Raw genomic sequence first — 24794 nt, forward strand, 5'->3', positions numbered from 1 at the left:
CCGGATGATCTCGAACTTCGAGGCAGGTCCGCCACCTTATTCACGCCGCGGTCGTCTGCGGCCGTTCAACGAGCTGGCCGCGTTCAAAGCGGGCCCCCGCGCGGGCGAGGGCAACGAGGTGGGGTGCATTCACGGCTCGCCAGCGGGCCTGGGCGGGCTCGACGAGCTTGAAGACCATCGCCAGGGCGGCGGCCCGGGATCCGGCGTCCTTGGCAACCTTGGTCCGCAGACGGACGGTCGCAAAGGTCGACTCGACGGAGAACCGCTTGCGCTCGCCGGTTGCCTCGTCGATGCGCTTGTCGTTGATGCGTGGCGCCGGACTGGGCACGCCATGGTCGGGATGACGGTCAAGGGCCACCGGCCCGCGATGGCCCTGCTCGTGGACCGAGTAGATCTCTTCCGCTGCTCCCGCGCGTTCCTGCGCTCCGGCCTGTGGAAGACGCACACCTGGGACCACGAGGCCCCACCGTCCCGTGCACACATCTCCAAGAGCCTGGCTCCGCATAAGGTCCGGGGCCGGATGCAAGAACTGAGAGGTGTGGTGGGCATGAGGATGCATCGTCCGGGACGGCCGGAGGACCTGCCGGAGGCGTTGTGGGCGCGCTGGACGGCGTTCGCCGTGGCGACCTGGGACGCCCAGGAGGAGAAGAAGCGCTTCCGGTACGGGTACTGGCTCGACCGCGGCGACGGCGGCAGCCGTTTGCGCTACGACGACGGTGCGTGCAGCCGGTGGACGATGACCCGGGCCGACGCCGGCCGGGCCGTTCTCTTCGGGCGGGACGATTCCGGCACCACCGGGCGGTACGAGCCGCCGATCGACCTCCTCGCCGGGGCGCCCGACTGGGTGCGCCATGAGCTCGGCAACGACCTTCCGGAGCGGGGACGGGTCGAATGCGTCTACTGGTTCGAGGGCGGTTCCTGGCACCGCGCGCCGTACCCCGACGACCTCGCCGACGACGGGCTCGACTGCGGAGTCGGTCATCTGACCTCGCGCGCCCACGCCGTCGACGCGCTCTGTGCGCGGTTCGAGTTCGACGACGACTGCGAGGGCGCCGCGGAGGCGTGCGAGAGGTTCATCGAGCACGCGGAGCGGGGCACGGTCACCGAGGCGGCCGTTCGCTCCTTCGCCGATGAGGTCTTCCGCATCCAGACCGCGTACGAACTGCTCTGGCCCCGGACCCCGGCCCCCAGGCAGGAGACGGACCTTGCCGCGATGACAGCCCTGGCCCGGTCGGTCTGAGGAGGATCGCGGAAGGTTCAGCGGTGACCGAGGAGTTGGACCAGTCCGACCGGGAGGAACGCGGGCCGGTGGGGCTGTCCGATCTGGTACGGCACGAAGCCCAGCGAGGCCGCCACCTCGACCTCCTCGGCCGTCTCCGCCTGGAAGACGAGCCGGCAGTGCCCTGACTCGGTCTGCGCGCGCTGCCAGAGGACGGGAGCCGGTTTGCGTTCCGCCTCGGTGCGGGGGGTGAGGATCCGGCCGCCGAAGTCCTCCCAGGCGAAGGGCACAGAGCCCTTCCACTTGGCGTCGACCTCCTTCTTCAGTCTGGCGGCCCGCTCGGCGTCGGTCGTGCCCCAGGAGGGCGGCACGTTGGTGATCAGGCCGATCGTGATGCGGCGCTCGCGCAGGGCGCGCAGATAGGAGGCCGCTCCGGACCGGTAGGCGATGCTGCCGTCCTCGGCGGTGTGCACGAGGGTCTCGCCCAGGTCGAAGTACACGAGGGGGCAGCCGCGCTCGCCGGCCGGGCGCGCGGCCAAGTCCCTGCCCGCGCCCCCGCTCGCGGTCCCGGGCGCCGCCGCACTCACGGTGGTGCAGAGCACGACCGACGCCAGAGCCGCACCGAGCACGAGGCCCACCCGGGTCGAACCCCTGGAGGCTGATCTGTTCATGGTGGCGTAGCCCCTCTCCCTGTCCACCGCAAGGATGCACGAATGGCCCGTCCATGACATACGGGTGCGGCGGGGGTTTTTCTGAGAGCCCGTCGGCGGCCCCCGCGCGTGAGGGATGCGTCAAGGGTGCTCGGCGATCCCCGGGGCATACGGGGCAGGAAGCGGTGCGGCGGCCGCCCCGGGTGCAGGCCCGGGCTCGGGCGGCCCCATACTCGGTGATCGTCGCGCGGCCCCGGGCCCAGCGGCCCTCGCGCACGCAATGCCACGTAGGTCAGGAAGGGTTGATGGGGGACATGAAGGAAACGAGCCAGCGGGTGATGCCGGAGGTGGTGGACAGCCCCGCCGCCGCGGAGCAGCCGTCCGGCGCACTGGCGCGGTGGATGCTGCGCCACCGGGTCCAGCCGGTGGGGCCGGCGGCCGGTGAAGGCCATACCGAGCCGCAGGCGTGGTGGAAGGTGATGTGCCTGACGGGCGTGGACTACTTCTCCAGCCTGGCGTACGTGCCGGCGATCGCCGCGCTCGCCGCCGGGGCGGTCTCCCCCCTGGCGACGCTGCTGCTCGTGGCGCTGACCCTGCTGGGGATGCTGCCGATGTACCGGCGGGTGGCGAAGGAGAGCCCCAACGGGGCCGGGTCGGTGGCGATGCTGGAGGACCTGCTGCCGTTCTGGTGGGGCAAGCTGTTCGTGCTGGTCCTGCTCGGGTTCGTGGCGACCTCGTGGATCATCACGATCACCCTGTCCACGGCCGACGCATCCGTGCACGTGGTGGAGAACCCCTTCTTCCCCGCCGTGCTGCACGGCCACGAGGTCGCCCTGACGGTCGTGCTGCTGCTGGTCCTGGGCGGGGTGTTCCTGCTCGGGTTCAGCGAAGCCGTCAGCGTGGCCATCCCGCTGGTCGCGGTCTTCCTGGCGCTGAACGCCGTCGTCATCGGCGTCGGCCTGGTCCACGTCTTCACCACCCCCGGCGCCTGGTCGCAGTGGACGGACGCCCTCTTCGACGGCGGAGGGGGCTTCGGGCAGCTGATGGGTCCCGCGCTCCTGGCCTTCCCCCTTCTCGTGCTGGGCCTGTCGGGCTTCGAAACCGGCGTGAGCATGATGCCCCTCATCGCCGCCGGCGGCGAAGACCCCGAACAGCGGCTTCGCTCGCGGGTCCGCAACGCCCGCCGCCTGCTGACCACCGCCGCCCTCGTGATGAGCGTCTACCTGCTCGCGGCCAGCTTCGTCACCACCCTCCTCATCCCCCACGAGGCGTTCGAACCGGGAGGCGCTGCCAACGGCCGGGCCCTGGCGTGGCTCGCCCACGAACACGTCGGGGAGGCGTTCGGCACCGTCTACGACATCAGCACCATCCTCATCCTCTGGTTCGCCGGGGCCTCCGCCATGGCCGGGCTGGTCAACATCGTCCCGCGCTACCTCCCCGACTACGGCATGGCCCCCGAATGGGGACGCGCCGTACGCCCCGTCGTGATCGTCTACACCGCCCTGTGCATCCTCATCACGATCGCCTTCGACGCCGACGTCGACAAGCAGGCCGGCGCCTACGCCACCGGCATCCTGGCGATGATGGTCTCCGGCGCGTTCGCCGTCACCGTCTCCGTCGCCCGCCGACGCCGGCGCGCCACCACCGTCGGCTTCGGTCTGCTCACCGCGGTCCTGCTCTACGCCCTGGTCGCCAACATCGTCGACAAGCCCGACGGCATCGCCATCTCCGCCTTCTTCATCGCCGGGATCATCGTCGTCTCGCTGGTCTCCCGCGTCTCGCGCACCACCGAACTGCGCGCCGACCGCATCGTCTTCGAAGAGGACGCACGCCGCTTCATCGACGACACCCTCGCCCATGACGGGGCCATCAACATCATCGCCAACCGCCGCCAGGGCGGCGACCACGCCGAGTACAGCGCCAAGGAGCGCGAACAGCGCGGCGTCAATCCGGTACCCGGGCAGGCGGACGTCCTCTTCCTGGAGATCGACGTCGTCGACCCCTCCGACTTCAGTGACACCCTCACGGTCCGCGGCGTCGAAGTGGACGGCCACCGGATCCTGCGCGCCGACGCCCCGGCCGCCCCGAACGCCATCGCCGCCATCCTGCTGGCCCTGCGCGACGTCACCGAGGTCCAGCCGCACTGCTACTTCGCCTGGGCCGAGGGCAGCCCACTGGTCCACATGGTCCGCTACTTCCTCCTCGGCCGCGGCGACACCGCCCCGGTCACCCGCGAGATCATCCGCAGCAACGAACCCGACCCCGACCGCCGCCCCGGCATCCATGTCGGTGGCTGACCCGACTCCAGGGCCGCGCCTCGGCTGCCGAGCCGCCGTCACCGAGAGGGACTTCGGCCCGTTCTGCCCGTATTGACTCGTTCGACCTTTCCCCGCAGGGCCCGCTGTGCGTATATTTGCCGTAGAGCAACTATTGCCATGCATCAACTCTTGCTGCCGACGGGGGCGCGCGGGCAGCCAGTGAAGGGAGACCCGCGTGGTCAGCAGTGCGGCCGGTACGGCCGATGTCCGACGTCTCGTACTGGAGTCGCTGAAGGGCCGGGCCGACGACATAGCTGACCGCTGGGTCCTGCTCCAGATGGAGCGGGCCCCCATGGATCCCGCGAACAGCGAGCGCGACCTGCGTTACGAAGCGGACGTGCTGGCCTCCGCGCTCCTGAGCGGTCTGGACAGCGCGCTGCCGGTGGAGCAGGTGGCCGCCGAGCACCGCGAACTGTGCGAGGTGGTCCGGGACCTGTCGCTGCGCCGGGCGCGGGCCGGGGCGGCGCCGACCGCGACCTCGCTGTCCGTACTGGCCGTCAAGGAGGTCCTGCTCGGGATCGTCCAGGAGAGCATCGACGACACCCACGCGCTGCTCGCCGCGGCGCTGCTGATCAACCGGCTCCTCGACGCGGCCGGCGCGCTGTCCTTCGCCACCTACGTGGAAGGCCGCGAGGACATCATCCGGCGGCAGAGCCGTCAGTTGCTGGAGGTCTCGACGCCGGTCGTCCGGCTGTGGCGGCAGGTCGTCGCGGTGCCCCTGATCGGCACCCTCGACACCGCGCGCACCCAGGTGGTGATGGAGAACCTGCTCCAAGCCATCCAGGACGAGGACGCCCAGGTCGCGATCATCGACATCACCGGGGTCCCGACCGTCGACACGGCCGTCGCCCAGCACCTGATGCAGACCGTGCGGGCGGTGCGCCTGATGGGTGCGGACTGCGTCATCAGCGGGATCCGTCCCACCATCGCCCAGACCATCGCGCAGTTGGGCATCGACCTCTTCGGCATCCTCACCCGGGCCACGCTCGCCGAGGCCCTGTCCGAAGCCATGAAGATCACCGGCGGTTCCGCGCCGGCTCCCTGTGCTCCGGTCATCCGGTGACGGCGCCCTCCTCGGCCGTGCCGATCCTGCGTCTCGGCGACGTGCTGGTCACCGGGCTGCTCGACGAGCTGGACGACAAGTCGGCCGTCGCCTTCGCGCGGGAGCTCACCGAGCGGATCTCCGCCGATCGGGCAGGGGGTGTCCTCATCGACATCTCCCGCCTGGAGATCATCGACTCGTTCGTGGCACGGAACCTGATGGAGGTCACGAGCATGGCCCGCTTGCTGGGAGCCAGGGTGATCGTCGCGGGGATGCGCCCTCCGGTGGCCATCACCCTCGTGGAGCTGGGGATCGAACTGACCGGCGTGGAAACGGCGTTGCACGCCGAACAGGGCATGGCCGCGCTGGGCTGGACCCGGACGGCGCCGCCCCGGGAAGGGGCGCCACATGAGGCCACTGGCTGACGGCAGGCACACCAGGGACGGTGACCGTCCGGACGCCCCGCAGCCGGCCGGCCACGGCGACGGACCCCTCCGGATCCCGTTGACCACGGAGGACGACCTGCTCATGGTCCGGCACGCCGTCCGTTCGGCCTCGGTCGCGGCCGGGTTCTCCATCATCGACCAGACCCGCGTCATCACCGCGGCCAGCGAACTGGCGCGCAACGCCTACGTCCACGGCGGCGGCGGGAACCTGACGATCCACTCCGCGCGGGACGAAGGACGCACCGGGCTGCGCCTGACGATCAGTGACCACGGACCGGGCATCCCCGATCTGGCGGCCGCCCTGACCGACGGCTACAGCACCGGGGTGGGCCTGGGCCACGGACTGGGCGGAGCGCGCCGCCTGATGGACGAGTTCGAAGTGCGCACGGAGCCGGGCGCCGGTACGACGATCATCACCACGCGGTGGCGGCGTTGACCTCCCGCAGTGTGTCGTCGGTGGCGCCTCCGGGCGCGGGAAGAGCGGTGCAGGACGCGCCGCGCGCCGCGGGGCGGCTCTCCCCGGGCGTCCAACTCCCCCTGCGGAGCCCCCCGAAGGCGCTGTCCGCGCTTCCGGGCCACCCGGAGGATGCAGGCGGGGCGGCGGCGGTAGCGGCTCGGACCCCGCGACCATGAGCCGGCTGTTCTGGTCTCTGCCCCCGCTGCGCGAAGAGGTGCGCGACCTGGCCGCGGTCTACCGGCTGCCCGCCGACCTGCGGGGGCGTCTCGTCCTGTCCGTCACCGACATGGCCGCCCCCGAATTCGAGGCCGGGCATCCGGTCAGGCTGACCGCCGTCCGTGACGCGTCGGGCACGGGCGCCCACCTGGCCGTCACCCTGACCGCTCCCCGGGCAGGGTCCCCCTTGCAGGCCGGCGGGCTCGCCCTGACGGCGCTGGCCGCCTCCGCCACCTCGGTGACCTGGAACATCACCCTGCCGGCCCCGGAATCCACGCTCCCCGGCGGAACGCGGCGCGCCGACCGGCCCGAGCACGGCCCCGGCGCACCGGCCGACCACACGGGAGCGGCTGACGAGGAACTGCGCGCCGCCCTCGCCCTCGCGGACGGGCTCGCGGCCGAACGCCGGCGGCTCAAACACGAACTGGCCGAGACCAACGCCGGGGTCCTGGCCCTGTACGTCCACCTGGAAGAGCGGGAGGAGGAGGCCGGCCAGGCGCACGGACGGGTGCTGCGGGAACTGGAGGACGCGCTGCGCCCCGAGCCGCTGGAGGTCGAGGGGGTGGAGCTGGCCGTGCACTTCGCGCCTGCCGACCCCGGCGCCCCGACCGGCGGCGACCTGTACGACTGGTTCACCCTGCCGGACGGCACGGTACACATCACCGTGGTCGACGCCCTGGGCCACGGCGTGCGCGGCATCCGGACCGCCATCACCGTCACCCACGCGGTGCGCACGCTGGCCCTGGAAGGGCATTCGCTGGACTCCGTCCTGGCCCGCAGCCACCACATCCTCATGTCCTTCGATGCCGATCTGATGGCGACGGTGCTCCTGGCCCGGCTCGATGTCGTCACGGGGGAACTTCAGATCGCCAACGGCGGCCATCCCGCGCCGGTCCTGGTGCGGACGAGCGGAACCGCACGGTGCCTCGCATCACGGGGAAGGGGCATCGGTCACCCCGGCTCGGGCAGTGAGGGAGTACGCAGGGAGCGCCTGGACCCCGGTGACCTGCTCCTGCTGTACACCGACGGACTCCTGGAAGGCCGCAAGGATCCGGCCGAAGGTGAGCGCAGGCTCATCGCGTCGGCCCGGACGCACGCCGACCGCCCTCTGCGCGAAGTCCCTCCCGCCATCGCCGCGGACATGCACTCCGTCGTCCCGCACGCGGACGACACCCTCGCCCTGGCCGTCCGGATCACACCCCGCATACCGCCGTCGGCGCCGCCTCGGCCTTGGTGACCGGAGCACCTCCGCGGCCGCTCACCGCCCAGGGGCACGGTCGGGTGGAGCGCTGTCGGGTGGAGCGCTGTCCGGGGGGTGTGCGGCGCGGGTGAAAGCGCGCAGGCCGGCCAGGAGGGCGTCCCGTTCCCCGTCGGGCACGTGCCGCAGGACGTCGCGCAGGTCCTCCGCGCGCCGTTCGGACAGGGACAGGAGGGCGTCCGCGCCGTCCTTGGTCAGGGAGAGGCCGATCTCGCGGCGGTCCGTGGCGGCGCGGTCGCGGCGCAGGAGGCCTGCGGCCTCGAGCCGGTCGCACAGTCTGCTCGCTGCCGGAACCGATGCGCCGACCATCTCCGCCAACCGGGAGAGGTTGGCTCCCGGTACGCGCCGTACGGCCACCAGGGCCCGGACCTGAAGGGCCGAAAGGCGGGGTGAGGAGTTCTGGCCCGCGCGGTTCCAGCAGTCGACCAACGCCTCGGCGGCGTCCGCGACCTCACGGGACGCCTCGTACAGAGGATCGTCGGCCGGTTCCGCGCGGTTCATTGTGGCGGTCGCCTCCATGAGCAGGTGCAATGCCCCCAGAAGCCGCCGGCATCCGCCACCGCCTCCGCGCGGGGTCTCCCGCGTCTGCCCTCTCTGGCGAAAGTATGCCCTCTGCAACGGCCGCATCCGCCCGTATCCCGACGACACCACGAGCAACTCCTGCCCCGGTGACCGGCGGATGCGGGTCCGGCTTCCCTTCGGCGGGCCGTCCATCCTATAGTTGTCCCAGGGCAACAGTTACCGCTCGGCAAATACCCGGCCCTGCGGACGGCCCCGGCCCCCTAGCCGAAAGGCGCCCTCGTGATCAGCAGAGCGGTCCGTACCCGCCCACGCGCAGAGCGCCGGCTGGAGGGGCGGACGGCTTACGGGGCCATTGACCGGACCGGTGAACACGACAGGTGGACGCACTGATGGCCGGCTCTCCCTCGCCGGCGACCCGCCGGGTACGGATCGACCACCACAGCGCCGTGCACGACGCCGCCGAAACCGCCCGGTCCCTCGCGCGGGAATGCGGGCTGCCCGGTGCCATGCCGGACCAGGCGGCGGTCCTCGCCTCCGAGCTCGCCGGAAACCTCGACAAGCACGCCGTCGACGGCAGCCTCTACCTCCAGCCGCTGCCGCTGGGCGGCGGCCTGGAGATCCTGGCCGCGGACCGCGGGCCGGGCATGGCCGAACTCGAACGCTGCCTCACCGACGGCTACACCACCAAGGGCACCCTCGGCGCGGGGCTCGGCGCCGTCCGCCGCATCGCCACGGACCTCACCATCAGCACGCGGGCCGGCACCGGAACCCTGATCTGCGCCCGGCTCACCCTTCCCGAGGCACGCGAGGCGGCCCGGGAGGCGGTAGGACTCCTCAGCCTGCCCGCGGCGAACGAGGACGAGTGCGGGGACGCCGCAGCGGTCACCGACCTCACCGGTCTGCGCACCGCCGCCGTGGTGGACGGCCTCGGGCACGGCCCCGACGCTTCCGAGGCCGCACAGGCGGCGGTGCGCACCTTCCGGACCCACGCCGAACGGCCGCTCACGGAGATCATGACCGCCATGCACCGGACCCTGCGCCACACCCGCGGCGCCGCCGTCGGCCTGCTGCGGCTCGCCGCCGGAGAGGCCGAGTACTGCGGCGTGGGAAACGTCCGGGCCGTGGCCATAGGCCCGGACGAGGTCCACCACCGGCTGACCGGCCAGCCCGGTACGGTCGGCTGGCGGATGCCGGCGCCCCGGACGCACGGCTTCCCCCTCGCCGGCGCCTCCACCGTCGTCCTCCACAGCGACGGCATCGACCTCCGCTGGGCCCACACCCCACCGCCCCATCTGCTGCGTCTGCCGGCCTCCCTGCTCGCCGCCGCCCTCGTACACGGCTACCACCGCACCCGTGACGACGCCACCGTGGTCGCGGCCCAGCCCCGCAGCTCACGATGACGAACGGTGAGACCTTCCGCGACGTGACGGCCCTGCGCCGGGCCGTACGCGCCCTCGCCCGCCACCACCGGCTGCCCGCCGAGGTGCGCGGCCGTCTGGTCCTGTCCGTCACGGAACTGGCCACGGGGCAGTTCGAGGCCGGACATCACGTCGAGCTCGCCGCCGCCTGCGACAGGGGCGCCGGAGACGACGGCGACCAGCTCGTCGTCACCCTGACCGCCCCGCAAGCGGCCGCGGCCCTGCCCTGCGACGGCTTGGCGCTGCCCGCCCCCACCACCACGGCGAACTCCGCCACCTGGCGGACCCCCCTCACGCACTCCGCCGGCCTGCTCCCCCCGCCCCGACAGCAGATGTCCCCGGGGCGGTGTACCGACGCCCAGGCCGACGCGGACGCCCAGGCCGACGCCGAGGAGGAGATGCGCGCCGCACTCGCGCTCGCGGACTCGCTCGCGGCCGACCACCGGCTCCTCAAGCACGAACTGGCCGAGACCAACGCGGGCGTCCTGGCCCTCTACGTACAGCTCGAAGAGCAGGAAGAGCAGCTGCGCAGCGCCCACGGCCGGGTGCTGCGCGAACTCGAGGACGCACTGCGCCCCCCACCACCGCAAGTCGACGGCCTCGAACTCGCCGTCCACTACGCACCGGCCGACCCGGCCGCCCCCACCGGCGGAGACCTGTACGACTGGTTCGTGCTGCCCGACGGGACGGTCCACGTCACCGTCGTCGACGCGCTGGGCCATGGCGTCACCAGCACCCGCAGTGCCATCACCGTCACCCACGCCGTGCGGGCGCTGGCACTGGAGGGACACTCCCTGCAGTCGCTCCTGGCCCGGACGCACGAGCTCCTGAAACCCATCGACGCGGACCTGATGGCCACCGTGCTCCTGGGCCGGCTCGACCCGGCCACCGGGGAACTGCACCTGGCCAACGGCGGCCATCCGCCCGCCCTGCTCCTGCGGGCCGACGGCACGGCGCACTACCTGGAGGTGAGGGGCCGAGGCATCGGCTTCCCCTCCCCGGGCAGCGACACGGTCCTGACCGTCCACATCGCACTGGGGGACCTGCTGCTTTTGTACACCGACGGGCTCACCGAGAGCCGCCGGGACATGATCGAAGGCGAGCGCAGGCTGATCCGGGCACTGCGCGACCACGCCCACCTGCCGATGGCCGAGATTCCCGGCGCCGTCGCAGCCGACATGCACACCATCGTCTGCCACGCCGACGACACCCTGGCCCTGGCCTTCAGAATGAGGGGACCGAACAGATGAGCCGGACCGGCATCCCGACCGGGCAGCACCCCGTGTGCCGCGGATGGGCACACGCGAGCGGGCTGGCGAACGCCCGCAGGGGTGACTAGATTAGTGCGATGCCGTACGCCTTCCCGTTGCCGTCCCCCCACCCTGAACAGGTGGGTCTCCAGGCGTCCGCTCTTCTGGAGATGCTGGACCTGCTCTGGGGCCGCGGTCAGGAAGCCATGACCGCCGTGCCGCCGTCCCAGCTGCGCGCGCTCACCGTGATCGACGAGCGGGAGGGCATGAACCTGCGGGACCTCGGCGAAGTGCTCGGTTCGACGCCCCCGTCCGTCAGCCGGCTGTGCGACCGGCTGGAAGCCGCCGGCCTCATCCACCGCTCCCGTGCCACGTCCAACCGGCGGGAACTGGAAGTGCGGCTCAGCCGCGGGGGACGCGCCGTCCTCGCGTCCGTACGCGCCGCCCGGGCGGGCGAGCTCCAGGCAGTCCTCACCCGCATGTCGCCCGCGCAGCAGCGAGCCCTCTTCGAGGGCATGACCGCGTTCCACAGTGCCGCCCTGGAACACATGGGCGTCACCGGAGAAGCTCCCGCCGCGAACGACATCTGCGACATCGCCTGATCGACGGATGCCGCCGGGCGGGGGGCCGGGGGCCCTCAGCCCGTGGCTGCGCGGCCGAACCAGTCCATGCACAGCACCAGGGCGTCGTCCTCGGCGTCCGCGCCACGGTGCGCGGCCAGTTCCTGGAGGATGCCGCGCGGCACCGCGGCGGCGGGCAGCAGCCGGGTGGCCTGGATGGCCCGGGCCAGCGCCCGCTCGCTGTACACCTCGCCGCCCGCGGAAGCGGCCGCGTACACACCGTCACTGACGAAGACCAGCCGGTCGCCGGGCAGCGCAGCGAAGTCCTGCGTCACATAAGGGGTCTCCTCGAACATGCCCAAGGGGAGCTGCGCCTCGAACTCGACGCGCTCCACCGTCTTGTCCCGCAGCCTCCACAGCTGCGGAGAGCCGGCGTCCACGACGTGCCCGCGCCCCGTGGCCAGCTCGACGGACAGCAGGAGCGTGGAGACGTACTCCGTGCCCCGGTAACGGGCGTAGATGGCCTGGTCGGCCAGGGCAGCCTGATCGGCGATCCCGATGCCCGCCCGACGGGCGTTGCGGAGGGCGTTGATCGCGAGGTTCGTCAGCAGTGACGCCTCGATCCCCTGGCCCATGCCGTTGGTGACGGTCAGGGTGAGGGTCTCTCCGGTGGTCGACCAGTCGAAGTTGTCGCCGTGGATGTCGTAAGCGGGCTCCAACTGGGCGCCGATCGCGTACTCCGGGCGGGCGCAGGAGCGAGCGGGCAGCATCTGCCACTGCATCTCCGCGGCCAGAGTGAGCCGGGAGGCCCGGCGCGCCTGGAGGTACAGGTCGGTGTCGCGTTCGGCCACGATGATCTCGTGCCCCAACAGCTCTGCCAGTTCCCTCAGTTCGCCGACGGCCTCGGACGTGCATCTGTGCTCGGGAAGGCGCACCGTCAAGATCCCCAACCGGTCACCCCGTACCGTGACGGGCAGATGCAGATCGACGGCGTCGTTCTCGGCCGCGTCCTGCCGGTACGGCTCCTGACTGGCGAACGCCCTGCCCTGGGGGGTGCTCTGTACGGGGAGCGGCTCCGCGGTGTGAGGCAGGAAGGTCACGGGCTGCAGGCACGTGAGGCTGTAATCCGCCAAGAGCAGCTCCACCGCGGTCGCCTGGAAGTGCTCGACCAGCGCGTCGCGGAGCGTACGCAGGAGATCGTCCGGGGCTGCCGTGCGGACAGCGCGCTCCACGGCCAGGAAGTTCGTCATGGTGAGGGCCATTCTGTCGAGACGTTACGAAGGAGGACGAGACCTGCGGTGAGCGGGCGCACCGATGAGCCGTACGCGGCCGGCGGTGTCCGCACGACCACCATGTCGAGCGGGTCTCGCAGCCGTCGGGGCAGTCAGCCACCTTCATAGTTGTCATGTGACAATTATGAAGGCTAACCGGCCCCGTGATGAAGGCTCGCCGACGGGGAGCCGCCGGCCGGCGGCCGGCGCCGCGTCACTTACTCCGCGGCATCGCCAGAGGGGGACGGTACGGCCCTGCGCCCGCGCGCCGACGGGACCGGATGGCGCGCCATGCGGGCGCGGACGGTCTTTCCGCTGTGCCCTTCGCGGGTCACCGTGACCGCGTTCGCCAGACGGTGCACCAAGGGCAGTCCGAACCCGCCCGTCTCACCGCTCAGGTCGGGGGGACGTATGAGCGGGAGACGGGAGCTGGTGTCGCGCACACAGACGTCGACATGGGCTTCGGCGGCCGCCAGCTCGAAGGAGCACGTGCCGCCTGTGTGGCGCAGTGCGTTGGTGACCAGCTCGGAGACGACCAGCACGACCGCGTCGCCCACGCCCTCCTCGACGGCCGGGTCCAGACCCCGCAGGAACCCCCGTGCTCGCCTGCGCGCCTCCGCGACGGCTCCGGGCCGGCGTGCCGAGAGGCAGACGACTTCCTGTGCTGACACGACGGCTGTGCTCTTCTCCCAGCGGTTCACGCGGCTCACCTCGGCTTCTGGCCTTCCGGTTGCGATGGCTTTCCACCTCGAAGCAATTGCCCGGAATAACAGGTGCGTAACGCCGCCTGTCGCACCGTGTCGGTAGCCCGCACCCCGGAGCGGTGAAGGTGATCGCCCTCTGGCGTGGGATGCGTGGAAACTCTCGGGCGTTCGTGCGGGCGGACACTCGCGCCTTTGTCCGTCGTCGGCCGGCGTCAGGCGCTCGCCCTGCGGCAGGTACGCGTGTGCGTCGCGAATACTCTCCAATCTCTCACCCGCCGGATTCCTTCATTTCGAAAAGAAATTCGTCATTCAGGTCGAGGGCTTGACCTGAAATGCTGCGTCGGGCTGCGGTATGAGCAGGCGATCAGCCGTCGATGCGGCGCTTGGCGAACCAGTCGGCCATGGCCGGGTCGCGGTGGTCGAAGAACAGCGACTTTCCGGTGTCGAGGGTGGCGATGGCCGCCATCTGGTCGTCCGTGAGCGCGAAGTCGAAGACGTCGAAGTTCTCCGCCATGCGCTCGGGACGGACCGACTTGGGGATGGCGACGACGTCGCGCTGGATCAGCCAGCGGAGCACGACCTGGGCGACGGACTTTCCGTGCCGGGCGCCGATCTCGCTGAGCAGCGGATGGGTGAACAGGTCGTTCCTCCCCTCGGCGAATCCGCCCCAGGACTGGATCTGCACGCCCCGCGCCCGCATGAGTTCCTGGTCGGCCGTGCGCTGGAAGAACGGGTGGGTCTCGATCTGGTTCACCGCGGGCGTGATCTCGTTGTTGAGGATCAGGTCGACGAGCCGGTCGGGGTAGAAGTTGGCGACGCCGATCGCCTTGGCGAGGCCCTCCCGGTTCAGTTCCTCCATGGCGCGCCACTGGCCGTAGACGTCGCCGTAGGGCTGGTGCATCAGATACAGGTCGACGTGGTCCAGGCCGAGCCGGGCCAGCGACCTCTCGAAGGCCCGCCGGGCGTTCTGCTCGGCGGGGGTGTCCTGGATCCACAGCTTCGTGGTGACGCACAGTTCCTCGCGCGGGATGCCGCTCTTCTTGATCGCCCGGCCGACGGCCTCCTCGTTCCCGTATGCGGCGGCCGTGTCCAGCAGCCGGTAGCCGGCGGCGAGGGCCGCGGTGACGGCCTGCTCGGTCTCCTCGGCCGGGATCTGGTACACGCCGAAGCCGAGGATCGGGATCTCGACGCCGTTGTTCAGCGTGACGTTCCGCATGGGGTCTTCCTTCGACGAGGTCAGTGGGTGGGGGTGGAAGCCTTCCGCGCAGAGCCGGGTAGGCGTCGTCGGATGCGTGAGCCGCCGAGCGGACCAACGGGGGCCACAGCGGTGAGTTACTCCGCTCCGCCCCCTTGTCCATCGGACGGGCGCGCGCTGCGGAGCCGGACCAGCCGTCGTACACGCGGTCGCCCCGTCGGGTGTCAGTGGCGGGTACGAGGATGTGACCGTACCGCTCAACCGGCGCCATCCAGGGGGATCCTCATGTCCGCACCCGTACCCGTACCCGCACCAGCACCCGTACCCGCGCCCGCGTCCTTCCGTTTCCCCACCGGATGGTGCGCCACCGACCTCGGCTCCCACCGGCCGTGCGAGTTCACCTACGAGGTCTACCCGCTGGAGAGCCTGCCCTCCCTGGACTCCGTCCGCCTCGACGGCGGCTTCGGGTGGCTGGGGCCGGAGTCGGGGCCGGAGCCAGGTCACGGGGAGCGCCTCGCGGCCGTGGAGGCCGAGTTGGCGCCCCTCGGCCTGCGCCTTCCGGCCGACTTCCGCACCTTCTACGGCAGCGGCAGCCTCTGCCGCGCCTTCGACGAGGTGTCGGTGACCGCCTGCTGGAGCGATCTGTCCGGAGCGCTGCGGAGTCCGGTCGAGGAGGGCGCACGCCTCGTACGGTTCCTCCGGGATCAGCAGGACTGCGTCATCTGGTACTTGTACCTGCGTCCCTCGGGGGAGACGTTCGTGGTCTGCTCGCACATGGACCTGGAGCTCGCCCCCGACATGGCGCTCGCCGAGCAGGAGCCGGTCGCGGCGCAGGCGGCCGATTTCCGTGCCGCGGCGGCGGAGTCGCTGGTGCGGTGCGCCTCGACCTTCGAGGAGTTCGCCTACCGTTTCGTGGTGGAGAACGAGCTGTGGATGCACCTGAACACCACGAACCCGGGCGTCGCGTTGGCCCCCCACCTCCAGGAGTACCTCGACCACTACGCCGCCTCCGTGGGATCCGCGGCGAATAGTGGGTAGTCCCACAGTATGAGCGAGCAGAATCCGAGCAAGGACGTAGAGGAATGGGTGACTGGAGACGAGCCCGCGACCGGACCCCAGCTGAGTTACCTGCACACCCTTGCCAGGGAAACGAGCGAAGAGGTCCCTGCGAACCTCACGAAGGCTGAAGCCTCCAAGATGATCGACCGGCTACAGGAGGCCTCGCCCAGGACCGGCGGCTCGGCCGACACCGGCAGGGAAGGCAGCGGGCCCGGCGCCGCATCGGCTCCGTAGGCACGGCGTCTCCGTAGGCGGCGGGCCGGGGTGGCAGGGCCGGTCGCGGCCGCCCGCGATGGTGACGGGCACGCTGGGTACGTTACGGGTGAAGGGGAGACAGAAGGGACGTTCCGCTCGCGGGAGGCCGACGATGTCCCGCACGCATCGCTTCCACGTGGATCTGGAGGGGCACTCCGTCACGGTGCTCCTCGAATGGCCCGGGCATGAGACCGAGGTCCTGGTCGACGGGAAGGTCGTGGCCTACCGCCGTAGGCCGGAGAAGCGCGGCACGGTGCTGCACGCGGAGCTCCCCACGGACCCGCCGAAGCCCCTCACCCTCCTCGTCGAGGACATGGGTGACACCCCCTTCTGCTCCCTGATGACCCCCGACGCCCGCTACCGCCGCTTCCTCATGCCCGAGGTGCCCTTCCCGACGCGCGCGTCGGGTGGGTGGCGGCCCGCGAGGACGTTTCGGCGACTGGTCCGGCAACTGCTTCGAAGACCGCCCTGTGCCCTGCGCCGCCTCCTGCGCCGTGTGCCCGGGTGAGGGCGGCGGAGGCCGCCCTCACGCCATCCGCGCCCGTCGCGATCATCAGGGCCGGGGCCGCGTGGTGGCGAGCCGGGCGACGGCGTGCCGAGCGTGACCTCGTGCCGCTGCTGCCACGGGATCCGGTCGATCCTGGCGGCCGTCACCAGCCCCCACCGGCGAGGAACTCCTCGATCGTCGTCCCGGCCGCCACGGTCACCGGATCGGGGGTCATGACACGGCCCACGGACACTCCCGCGAGGCGTGGCACACATGCGCCTGCTGGCCCTCGGCGGTGGCGGTGGCGATCATGAATCTCTGCGGACCTTCGCGTCGGACGGAAGCCCCTGTCCTTCACCTACCCGGACCAGCCGCCGGGACCCGGGACCCGCCGAAACCCCGCGATCGATCGGATTCCCTTCACCGCAAATGGGTAAATTCCGGTAAAAGTACGGTCGAACCGTCCGCTTCTTCGTTCCGCCCCCGTGACGTGAGGAGGGGCTGGCATGGAACCGTGGTTGATGTGGCTGATCGCCGCGGCGGTGCTCGCCGTCGCGGAGGTCTTCACCCTCACCGCCGCGCTGGGCCTGCTGGCGGCCGCCGCGTCGGTCACCGCCGGCTGCGCCGCCCTCGGCCTTGCGCTGCCGTTGCAGTTCTTGGTGTTCACCCTGGTCGCGACGCTCAGCGTGCTGTTCGTACGCCCCTTCGCCCTGCGCCACCTCCTCCCGCTGCAAGAGGCGCGGTTCGGCGTGGACGCGCTGGTCGGCAAGGCCGCCTACGTCGTCACCGAGGTCTCGGGGCGGGGCGGCAGGGTGCGCATCGACGGCGAGGAGTGGAGTGCCCGCGCCTATGACGACACGCTGGTGATCCCTCCCGGAACGACCGTCGACGTCATGGAGATCAGCGGCAGCACCGCACTCGTATACCCCCGGGAGTGAACCATGGAAGCTTCGGCGTTCCTCGTCGTCGGCCTCATTGCCGCGGTCTTCGCCGTCTTCACCGTGGTGCGGGCGGTACGCATCGTCCCCCAGGCGCGCGCCCGCAACGTCGAACGGCTGGGTCGCTACCTCCGCACGCTGAAACCCGGCCTCAACGTCGTGATCCCCTACATCGACCGCGTCCATCCCGTGATCGACCTGCGGGAACAGGTGGTCTCCTTCAAACCGCAACCGGTCATCACCGAGGACAACCTCGTCGTCGAGATCGACACGGTCCTGTACTTCCAGGTCACCGACCCGCGGGCGGCCGCCTACGAGATCGCGAACTTCCTGCAGGCGGTCGAGCAGCTCACGGTCACCACGCTGCGCAACGTCGTCGGCTCCATGGACCTGGAGAAGACCCTCACGTCGCGCGACACCATCAACAGCCAGCTCCGTGGCGTCCTGGACGAGGCCACGGGCAAGTGGGGGCTGCGCGTCAACCGCGTGGAGATCAAGGCCATCGATCCGCCGCAGTCGATCAAGGACGCGATGCAGAAGCAGATGCGGGCGGAGCGGGACAAGCGGGCCGCGATCCTGGCGGCCGAGGGACAGCGGCAGTCGCAGATACTCACCGCCGAAGGGGACAAGCAGTCCGCCGTGCTGCGCGCGGAGGGTGCCCGGACGGCCGCGATCCTCAAGGCGGAGGGCCAGTCCCGCGCGATCGACGAAGTGTTCCAGGCCGTGCACCGCAACGACCCGGACCCCAAGCTGCTCGCCTACCAGTACCTCCAGGTGCTGCCCCAGCTCGCCCAGGGAGCGGGCAGTACCTTCTGGGTGATCCCCGGCGAGGTCACCTCCGCGCTCCAGGCCGTGTCCCGCGCCTTCGGCGAGGTGCTCCCGCAGTCGCCCGCCACGCGCGCGTCCTCCTCGGAGGACAGGGCGGCCCAGGCCGCGGACGACGCGGCCCAAGCCGCGCAGGCCGCCGCCCAGGCCCTCGCGGACGCGGCGAAAGCCGACCCCACCTCAGGGCCGCTGCCGTAACGGGCCCGGCCGCCCGTCCGGCGGAGCTACGGAGCTGGGCGCGTCACTCGTCTTCGTCGTCGAAGTCGTAGGGCGGGATGGTCCACCGCATCACCATCCCTCCCGCCTCGTCGGCTTCGAGCGTGACCGGATAGACCTGGCCGGCGTCCCGCTCACCGCGGTGCCTGATCGAGTGGTCGCCTGGGTCCCACGCGATCCCGAGCACCTGGCAGCCGCCCACCTCGATCGCGCCGACGCGGAGAGGGTGGTGCCGTCCGGCTCGCCGGAAGCGGTGGAAGTCGGTGTGCTTGTCGATCGAGACCATGAGGCCCTTGCCATGAAGGCGGTCGCACCAGGCGGTGAGTTCAGCCGCGCGTGCGGCCGCCTCGGACAGCGGGAGGTCGAGCCAGCCGTGCGGTCCGTCGACGCCGTACTGCCCGATCCGCTCACCGCTGAACCGGGCGTAGGCCTCCTCCTCGTAGCGACCCCAGTAGGTGACATCTGCGAGCCCGTCGGCCGGCTCGTCGTCCATTCCCGTCCACGCGTCCAGCCCTGCGGCGTCGCCGATGGCCATGCCGCACCGGTCGACGGGAAGGTCTCCCAGCCGGACCGGCACCGATCGGTCCGCGGTCCCAGGCCAGGGGAGTCCGAGACTGATCTCCAAGGTTGCGATGGTCGGTTCCTCGTCGAACGGGGAGCGCGAGGTGCTCGCCCGCACGGACAAAGGCCGGTCGCCGGCCGCAGGAACCGCGACTGCCTCACACAGCCACTCCCGAAGGTGACCTCCTCCCGACGACGCTACTGCCTTGGCGCGCTCGGACAGGGGCCGGCCCAGTTCCCGCCAGTGGTCGAGCCACCCGGCCATGCCCAGCACCAGCACGCCGAACGGTGCGGTGACGGATCCCAGCTCGACGAAGGTTTCATGCATACGCTGATTGTGGGCAGACGGGTGCGGCAAGTGACCACCGCCCCGGCGAGTAACCACAAGGGGTAGCAGCGGCTCAAAGCCTGCTGACGTCATGACGGGCGGGCTGCGATCTGCCTACGGGCTGCGTCCCAGACCTCCTCGAACTCGTCGCAGGTCAGCTGCTCCGGTTCGTGGCCTTCCCACTCGGAGACGGGCAGTTCTGCTGTGATCCCGAACCGGTCGTCGTACTCGACGAGGCGGCCCGTGTCGTGGGCGTGCTGCCATTCGGCGAGGGAGGCGGCTGCGATCGGCCTCAGCTCAGGCCCTTGGAGCTCGATTTGCCGGGTCACCCAACTGTCGACGTCGACCTCGAAGTAGAACCAGATGTCTTCCTCGTCCCAGTAGCAGCGCATCCATGTCGTCACCAACCCATGATGACGGGCGCCTCAGAGCCTCGTGACACTTCACGGCCACGAAACGGCGCTCTTGGGCCGGCGGCCGCAGCGTGCAGCTACCCCCTGGGATCGATCAGCTGGTGTCGGGGGGAGGGCACGAGCCCTGAGGACGCGGCGAGACTTCGGCCAGCAGCCGGGACGCCTGACCGTCGGCGAACGTGACACCCGGGGCCTGGTGGGGGCCCCGTCACGGCCCGGGCCCCGCCCCCGCCCCGGCCGGGGGGACTGGACTCAGGACGTCGTGCGGCGCAGGCCGAGGCCCACCAGGAGCGCCGCCGCGAGCAGGATCACCGCGTCGACCACCAGGACCGTACGCACCCCGTCGAAGAGCGAGGCCTGCGTGGTGGCCAGGACACCGAGCAGCGGGATGCCGATCGTCAGGCCCACCTGCTGCGTGGTGGTCACCAGGCCGGTCGCCAGGCCCTGTTCCCCGTCCGGTACGCCACTCGTCACCACCAGCCCGTACGAGATGATCGCGCCGAGGTGGCACATGCTGGCCAGCGACACGGCCGCGGTCGCCACCCACACGCCCGACTCCGCTCCCACGGTGAGCAGCGCGGCGGTCAGTACGCCCTGGCCGAGCAGGGAGCCGACCAGTGTGCGGCGGGCGCCGAAGCGGCCGATGACCTTCGGGGCGTAGGACCCGGCGAGGACGGAGGCGGCGCCCTGGACGCCGAAGACCAGACCCGTCAGGAAGGAGGACAGCTCCAGCGTCTCCTGGAGGTAGAGCGTCAGCACGAAGACGACCGTCGACATCATCGAGAACGTCACCAGGCCGCCGAAATTGCCCCAGGCGACCGTGCGCCGCTTCAGCATCGGCAACGAGACCAGCGGAGCGGGGGACTTCGACTCCACCGCCACGAACGCGGTGAGCAGGACGAGTCCGAGCACCAGCGTGCCCCACACGTCCAGGTCGCCGAAGCCGCGGCGCGCCGCCGTCGACAGGGCGTAGATCAGCGCGAGCAGACCGCCGGTGACGGTGACGGCGCCGGGGACGTCCGGGCGGGGCCGCTCGGTGGTGCGGGACTCCGGCAGCAGCCCCGGGGCGAGGGCCAGTACGACCACCGCGGCGACCGAGAGCAGCCCCATGGTGGAGCGCCAGCCCAGGGTGTCGGTCATGACGCCGCCGAGGACCATGCCGATGGTGAAGCCGAGGGACAGCAGGGTGCCGGAGATGCCGAGCGCCCTGTCCCGCAGCGGGCCCTCGGGGAAGGTCGTCGTGAGCAGTGACATGCCCGTGGGCACGATGACGGCCGCGCCCAGGCCCTGCAGCGCGCGCCCGGCCAGGAAGGACGCCGGGTCCCAGGCGAGGGTCGCGAGCAGGGAGGCCGCGCCGAAGACCAGGAGTCCGGTCAGGAAGAGCTTCTTGCGGCCGTACAGGTCGGCGATCCGGCCGAAGAGGAGCAGGAAGCCGCCGGACGGCAGCGCGAACGCGGTGACCGCCCACTGGAGGGCGGACTGGCTGAGCCCGAGGTCCTTGCCGAGCACCGGCAGGGCCACGTTCAGCACGGAGAAGTCGAGCGCCACCATGAACTGGGCGGCGCAGAGTACGAAGAGGACGAGCCGGGCGCGGCCGGAGAGCCGGCCGTCCCCGGGAGCCGGGGGAGCCCCGGGAGCCGGAGGGGCCGGGGGAGTCGAGGGGGCCGCGGGAGCCCCAGGAGTCGGGGGAACCGCCGGGTGCGGCCCGCTGGTTGTCGTCTGTGTGTCGATCGCCATGGCCACCACCTTCGTGGCCCGGGAACGTCCGTGGAGAGGAGGAACTTATCCTGGTGTCGCCGCCACCAGGCAGCTGACAGGGGGGACTCAGTGGCCACACCGATCGACGCACACCGACGGAGCGAACTCCGCGAGTTCCTGATGAGCCGGCGGGCCAGGATCACCCCGGCGCAGGCCGGCCTCCCCGACGGCGGGGCCCGCCGCCGCACCCCGGGCCTGCGCCGCGAGGAGGTCGCCGTACTCGCGGGGGTGGGGGTCTCCTGGTACCAATGGCTGGAGCAGGGCCGCGACATCACGGTGTCCGCGCAGGTCCTGGACGCGGTGGGCCGGGTACTGAAGCTGACCAGCGCCGAGCGCCGGCACCTGTACGTGCTCGCCGGACTCAATCCGCCGGCCCTGGAAGTCGCCCCCGACGACCGGGACATGTGCGCGGGCCTGAAGCGGCTGATCGAGGCATGGATGCCCTTCCCCGCGCACATCATGGACGCCTACTGGAACACCGTGTTGTACAACGACGCCGCCGCGCTGGTGTTCGGGATGCGGCCGGAGATCGTCCAGAACTGTCTGATCGCCTTCTTCACCGACCCCATCTACCGTTCCCGCTCCCCGCATTGGGAGGAAGTCGCCAAGGCGGTGGTGGCGCAGTACCGGGCCGCCTGCTCGGAGAGTCCCCACGACGAGGGGTTCCGTGCCGTCGTCGAGGAGGCGCGCGAGCTCAGCCCGGAGTTCGCCGAGCTGTGGGACCGGCGGGACGTGCGGCCGGGCGGGCAGACGCAGAAGCAGATGGAGCATCCGCTGGTCGGCACCCTGCACGTGGAGTCGACGCAGCTGCGCGTACCGGCCCGCCCCGACCTGGCGATCGTGCTCCACACCCCGCTGCCGGAAACCGGAACGGCCGAGAAGCTGCAGTGGCTGGCCTCGCCGGAGGGCCGGCGGGGGGCGATGTTCCCCCTGGCCGGCTGAAGCGGCGCCGTTCACCCGGCGGCCACGGGGTGGACGGCCGCCCGTTCGGGCTCGGCGGTGGGGTTTGTCGGCCGGGCGTGCTTTGCTGGAGACATGATCGATGAGTTCCTGGCCCATGGCCTGTCCGATGTGGAAGAGGCCGTCCGCAAGGCGGCGGCGATCGAGATCATGCCGAGGTTCAGGCAGCTGGCCGAGCACGAGGTCGTCCAGAAGAGCGGTCCCCACGACCTGGTGACCGTCGCCGACCGCAAGGCGGAGGAGCACCTCACGGCCTCCCTGACCCGACTGCTGCCCGGTTCGGCCGTGGTCGGCGAGGAGGCCGTGCACGCCGACCCGACGGTGTACGGGGCGCTGCGCGCGGACGCGCCCGTGTGGATCGTCGACCCCGTGGACGGCACCCGGCAGTTCGTCAACGGCGAACCCGCCTTCTGCACCCTCGTCGCGCTGGCCCACCGCGGGGAGATCCTCGCCTCCTGGACCTTCGCCCCGGCGCTGGAGGAGCTGGCGACCGCCGTGCGCGGGCAGGGCGCGTACGTCAACGGCGAGCGGATCCACAGCGGTTCGCCGGAGCCGGGCGCCGACCTGCGGGTCGCCGTCGCCCACCCGCTCTACACCTCAGAGGCGGACAAGCGGACGCTGGGCCGGCTGGACGTGCCCGGGGTGGCGGCCAGGCCGTGCGGTTCGGCGGGCCTGGAGTACCTGAAGGTGGCCCGCGGCGAGGTGGACGGCCTGGCCTTCACGTGGCCCTCGGCCTGGGACCACGCGGCGGGGCTGCTGCTGGTCGACGAGGCCGGCGGCTCCCAGAACACCGTCGAGGGGGTCCCCTTCCGAGTGGACCGGGACAACGCGCTGCCGTTCGCGGTCGGCCGCGACGAGGCCACGACCGCCCGCATCCTGGCGCTGCTCCGGGGAGCCTAAGGGCGCCTGAGGTGCCCGGAGCCCGCCGCGGGTTCGTGTTCCCGGAGTCACGGGTGTGCACCCCGCCGTGTCCGGCGCCATATCCTGAGGGTGCAGGCGCCGCCGGAGACGAAGGAGTCGCAAGTGCCGTCGATTCTCGATGCGGTCGTGGTGGGGGCGGGGCCCAACGGGCTGACCGCCGCCGTCGAACTGGCCCGGCGCGGCTTCTCGGTGGCCGTCTTCGAAGCCGCGGACACGGTCGGGGGCGGAGCCCGCACCGAGGAGCTGACCCTGCCCGGCTTCCGGCACGACCCCTGCTCGGCGGTGCACCCGCTCGGCGCCGGCTCGCCGGTCTTCGCCACGATGCCGCTGAAGCAGTACGGGCTGGAATGGCTGCACGCCCCGCTGCCCATGGCGCACCCCTTCGACGACGGTACGGCCGCCGTCCTGTCGCGCTCGGTAGCGCAGACGGCGGCGTCGTTCGGCCCGCGCGACGCGGGCGCCTACCGGCGTCTCGTCGGGCCGTTCCTCGGCAAGTGGGACACCCTGGCGCGCGACTTCATGTCCCTGCCGAACACCGCGCTGCCCCGCGATCCCCTCACCCTCGCCCGCTTCGGGCTCGCCGGGCTGCCGCCCTCCACCTGGCTCCTGCGCCGCTTCCGCGACGAGAAGGCGCGTGCCCTGTTCGCGGGGCTCGTGGCCCACGTCATCGCACCGCTGGGCGGGATCGCCACCGGCGCCGTCGGCCTGACCTTCGCCCTGGCCGCGCACGCGAACGGCTGGCCGATGGCGCGCGGCGGGTCGCAGTCCCTCTCCGACGCGCTCGCCGGATACCTCCGCGACCTCGGCGGCACCGTCCACACCGGCACCGAGGTCAAGCGCCTCGACGAGCTCCCGCCCGCCCGGGCCTACGTCTTCGACACGTCGCCCACAGCACTGGCCCGGATCGCCCGCCTAGGCCGCGTCTACGACGGCTACCGGTACGGCGCCTCCGTGTTCAAGCTCGACTACGCGCTGGACGGCCCGGTCCCCTGGACCGCCGAGGCGCCGCGCCGCGCCGGCACCGTCCAGATCGGACCGCGCACCCGCGACATCGACGCCGCGCTGCAACTCGCCTCGGGCGGCCGGGCCCCCCGTAACCCCTTCCTGATCACGGCGCAGCCCAGCCTGGCCGACCCCGGCCGGGCGCCGGCGGGAAAGCACGTGTTCTGGGCGTACGGGCACGTCCCCGCCGGCTGGGACGGCGACCTCACCGACGCCGTCGAACGCCAACTGGAGCGCTTCGCCCCGGGCTTCCGCGACCTGGTCCTGGCCCGCGCCACTGCCGGACCGCCCCAGCTCGCCGCCCGCAACCCCAACTACGTCGGCGGGGACATCGCCTGCGGAGCCGCCTCGGGACTCCAGCTCCTGCTGCGGCCGAAGCTCACCCTCTCCCCGTACACGACGGCGCACCCGGCGGTCTTCCTCTGCTCCTCGGCGACCCCGCCGGGCCCGGGCGTGCACGGCATGTCCGGCCACAACGCGGCCAAGGCGGTCTGGCGCCACCTGCGCAGGCTCCCCTGACCGTGTACGCCCCGCAGTACGCCCCG

Annotated in this window: 25 protein-coding genes and 1 pseudogene; 17 read left to right on the forward strand and 9 right to left on the reverse strand. The window is 71.6% G+C overall.

Annotated features, from left to right (window positions below):
• Window positions 1–40: 40 nt before the first annotated feature.
• Window positions 41–256 (reverse strand): annotated as a pseudogene (locus tag AC07DU_RS11085) (IS256 family transposase); the annotation flags it as partial.
• A gap of 291 nt (window positions 257–547) precedes the next feature.
• Between AC07DU_RS11085 and AC07DU_RS11090 the strand changes: the two are divergent.
• Entirely contained in the window at window positions 548–1240 is a 693-nt protein-coding gene (locus AC07DU_RS11090) for a hypothetical protein (protein ID WP_479110782.1), read from the forward strand.
• A 17-nt stretch (window positions 1241–1257) separates the two neighbouring features.
• Here AC07DU_RS11090 and AC07DU_RS11095 read toward each other — a convergent pair whose 3' ends face one another.
• Complete coding sequence (locus tag AC07DU_RS11095) at window positions 1258–1890, reverse strand: hypothetical protein (protein ID WP_479027895.1); 633 nt, start codon at window positions 1888–1890, stop codon at window positions 1258–1260.
• Between the two features lie 293 nt (window positions 1891–2183).
• On the opposite strand from AC07DU_RS11095, the gene AC07DU_RS11100 reads away from it, so the two are divergent.
• The 5 genes from AC07DU_RS11100 (at window position 2184) to AC07DU_RS11120 (ending at window position 7585) form a co-directional block, all read left to right on the forward strand.
• The gene (locus tag AC07DU_RS11100) at window positions 2184–4166 is read left to right on the forward strand and encodes an APC family permease (protein ID WP_479110784.1); all 1983 of its coding nucleotides are present in this window, start codon (window positions 2184–2186) and stop codon (window positions 4164–4166) included.
• Between the two features lie 196 nt (window positions 4167–4362).
• Window positions 4363–5250 carry an STAS domain-containing protein gene (locus tag AC07DU_RS11105; RefSeq protein WP_479110786.1) on the forward strand — a complete coding sequence of 296 codons (888 nt, stop codon included), beginning with the start codon at window positions 4363–4365 and terminating at the stop codon, window positions 5248–5250.
• Entirely contained in the window at window positions 5247–5654 is a 408-nt protein-coding gene (locus AC07DU_RS11110; protein WP_479110788.1) for an STAS domain-containing protein, read from the forward strand. The genes AC07DU_RS11105 and AC07DU_RS11110 overlap by 4 nt, the downstream gene beginning before the upstream one ends.
• The gene (locus AC07DU_RS11115; protein WP_479110790.1) at window positions 5638–6111 is read left to right on the forward strand and encodes an anti-sigma regulatory factor; all 474 of its coding nucleotides are present in this window, start codon (window positions 5638–5640) and stop codon (window positions 6109–6111) included. Before AC07DU_RS11110 ends, AC07DU_RS11115 begins: the two co-directional genes overlap by 17 nt.
• A gap of 193 nt (window positions 6112–6304) precedes the next feature.
• Window positions 6305–7585, forward strand: a complete 1281-nt coding sequence (locus tag AC07DU_RS11120) for a PP2C family protein-serine/threonine phosphatase (RefSeq protein WP_479027881.1) — start codon at window positions 6305–6307, stop codon at window positions 7583–7585.
• 21 nt (window positions 7586–7606) lie between these two features.
• Here AC07DU_RS11120 and AC07DU_RS11125 read toward each other — a convergent pair whose 3' ends face one another.
• On the reverse strand, window positions 7607–8107 hold the full coding sequence (locus AC07DU_RS11125; RefSeq protein ID WP_479027878.1) for a MarR family winged helix-turn-helix transcriptional regulator: 501 nt from the start codon (window positions 8105–8107) through the stop codon (window positions 7607–7609).
• A 410-nt stretch (window positions 8108–8517) separates the two neighbouring features.
• On the opposite strand from AC07DU_RS11125, the gene AC07DU_RS11130 reads away from it, so the two are divergent.
• The 3 genes from AC07DU_RS11130 (at window position 8518) to AC07DU_RS11140 (ending at window position 11398) form a co-directional block, all read left to right on the forward strand.
• Entirely contained in the window at window positions 8518–9528 is a 1011-nt protein-coding gene (locus tag AC07DU_RS11130) for a SpoIIE family protein phosphatase (RefSeq protein WP_479110791.1), read from the forward strand.
• Window positions 9525–10796, forward strand: a complete 1272-nt coding sequence (locus AC07DU_RS11135) for a PP2C family protein-serine/threonine phosphatase (protein ID WP_479110793.1) — start codon at window positions 9525–9527, stop codon at window positions 10794–10796. The genes AC07DU_RS11130 and AC07DU_RS11135 overlap by 4 nt, the downstream gene beginning before the upstream one ends.
• 98 nt (window positions 10797–10894) lie before the next feature.
• Entirely contained in the window at window positions 10895–11398 is a 504-nt protein-coding gene (locus AC07DU_RS11140; RefSeq protein ID WP_360889356.1) for a MarR family transcriptional regulator, read from the forward strand.
• A 35-nt stretch (window positions 11399–11433) separates the two neighbouring features.
• Here the strand turns inward: AC07DU_RS11140 and AC07DU_RS11145 are convergent, their stop codons facing one another.
• The 3 genes from AC07DU_RS11145 to AC07DU_RS11155 all read right to left on the reverse strand — a co-directional run bounded on the left by AC07DU_RS11145 (window position 11434) and on the right by AC07DU_RS11155 (window position 14547).
• Window positions 11434–12618, reverse strand: a complete 1185-nt coding sequence (locus tag AC07DU_RS11145) for a PP2C family protein-serine/threonine phosphatase (RefSeq protein ID WP_479110795.1) — start codon at window positions 12616–12618, stop codon at window positions 11434–11436.
• Between the two features lie 227 nt (window positions 12619–12845).
• Window positions 12846–13328: an ATP-binding protein gene (locus AC07DU_RS11150; protein WP_479110797.1), complete on the reverse strand. Its 483-nt coding sequence runs from the start codon at window positions 13326–13328 to the stop codon at window positions 12846–12848.
• Window positions 13329–13695: 367 nt separating this feature from the next.
• The gene (locus tag AC07DU_RS11155) at window positions 13696–14547 is read right to left on the reverse strand and encodes an aldo/keto reductase (RefSeq protein ID WP_479110798.1); all 852 of its coding nucleotides are present in this window, start codon (window positions 14545–14547) and stop codon (window positions 13696–13698) included.
• 264 nt (window positions 14548–14811) lie between these two features.
• On the opposite strand from AC07DU_RS11155, the gene AC07DU_RS11160 reads away from it, so the two are divergent.
• The 5 genes from AC07DU_RS11160 (at window position 14812) to AC07DU_RS11180 (ending at window position 18288) form a co-directional block, all read left to right on the forward strand.
• Window positions 14812–15564, forward strand: coding sequence for a hypothetical protein (locus AC07DU_RS11160; RefSeq protein WP_479110800.1), 753 nt, complete (start codon window positions 14812–14814; stop codon window positions 15562–15564).
• Window positions 15565–15573: 9 nt separating this feature from the next.
• A complete protein-coding gene (locus AC07DU_RS11165) occupies window positions 15574–15819 on the forward strand; it encodes a DUF3072 domain-containing protein (protein ID WP_479027859.1) in 246 nt (81 codons plus the stop codon).
• A gap of 133 nt (window positions 15820–15952) precedes the next feature.
• The gene (locus AC07DU_RS11170; RefSeq protein WP_479110802.1) at window positions 15953–16348 is read left to right on the forward strand and encodes a hypothetical protein; all 396 of its coding nucleotides are present in this window, start codon (window positions 15953–15955) and stop codon (window positions 16346–16348) included.
• A 485-nt stretch (window positions 16349–16833) separates the two neighbouring features.
• Window positions 16834–17265, forward strand: coding sequence for an NfeD family protein (locus tag AC07DU_RS11175; protein ID WP_479027853.1), 432 nt, complete (start codon window positions 16834–16836; stop codon window positions 17263–17265).
• 3 nt (window positions 17266–17268) lie between these two features.
• Window positions 17269–18288, forward strand: coding sequence for an SPFH domain-containing protein (locus tag AC07DU_RS11180; protein ID WP_360889338.1), 1020 nt, complete (start codon window positions 17269–17271; stop codon window positions 18286–18288).
• Between the two features lie 43 nt (window positions 18289–18331).
• Here the strand turns inward: AC07DU_RS11180 and AC07DU_RS11185 are convergent, their stop codons facing one another.
• The 3 genes from AC07DU_RS11185 to AC07DU_RS11195 all read right to left on the reverse strand — a co-directional run bounded on the left by AC07DU_RS11185 (window position 18332) and on the right by AC07DU_RS11195 (window position 21345).
• On the reverse strand, window positions 18332–19195 hold the full coding sequence (locus AC07DU_RS11185; protein WP_479110804.1) for a hypothetical protein: 864 nt from the start codon (window positions 19193–19195) through the stop codon (window positions 18332–18334).
• An 89-nt stretch (window positions 19196–19284) separates the two neighbouring features.
• Window positions 19285–19587: a hypothetical protein gene (locus AC07DU_RS11190; protein WP_479111138.1), complete on the reverse strand. Its 303-nt coding sequence runs from the start codon at window positions 19585–19587 to the stop codon at window positions 19285–19287.
• A 273-nt stretch (window positions 19588–19860) separates the two neighbouring features.
• Window positions 19861–21345 (reverse strand): MFS transporter, encoded by a 1485-nt coding sequence (locus tag AC07DU_RS11195; RefSeq protein WP_479110806.1) that lies wholly within the window; start codon window positions 21343–21345, stop codon window positions 19861–19863.
• Window positions 21346–21486: 141 nt separating this feature from the next.
• Between AC07DU_RS11195 and AC07DU_RS11200 the strand changes: the two genes are divergently transcribed.
• From AC07DU_RS11200 to AC07DU_RS11210, 3 genes are all read left to right on the forward strand, one after another.
• A complete protein-coding gene (locus tag AC07DU_RS11200) occupies window positions 21487–22308 on the forward strand; it encodes a helix-turn-helix transcriptional regulator (protein ID WP_479111140.1) in 822 nt (273 codons plus the stop codon).
• A 93-nt stretch (window positions 22309–22401) separates the two neighbouring features.
• On the forward strand, window positions 22402–23226 hold the full coding sequence (locus tag AC07DU_RS11205) for an inositol monophosphatase family protein (RefSeq protein WP_479110808.1): 825 nt from the start codon (window positions 22402–22404) through the stop codon (window positions 23224–23226).
• A gap of 123 nt (window positions 23227–23349) precedes the next feature.
• Window positions 23350–24768 (forward strand): phytoene desaturase family protein, encoded by a 1419-nt coding sequence (locus tag AC07DU_RS11210; RefSeq protein WP_479110810.1) that lies wholly within the window; start codon window positions 23350–23352, stop codon window positions 24766–24768.
• Window positions 24769–24794: the final 26 nt, after the last annotated feature.

The sequence above is a fragment of the Streptomyces sp. NPDC045695 genome (assembly GCF_056432025.1).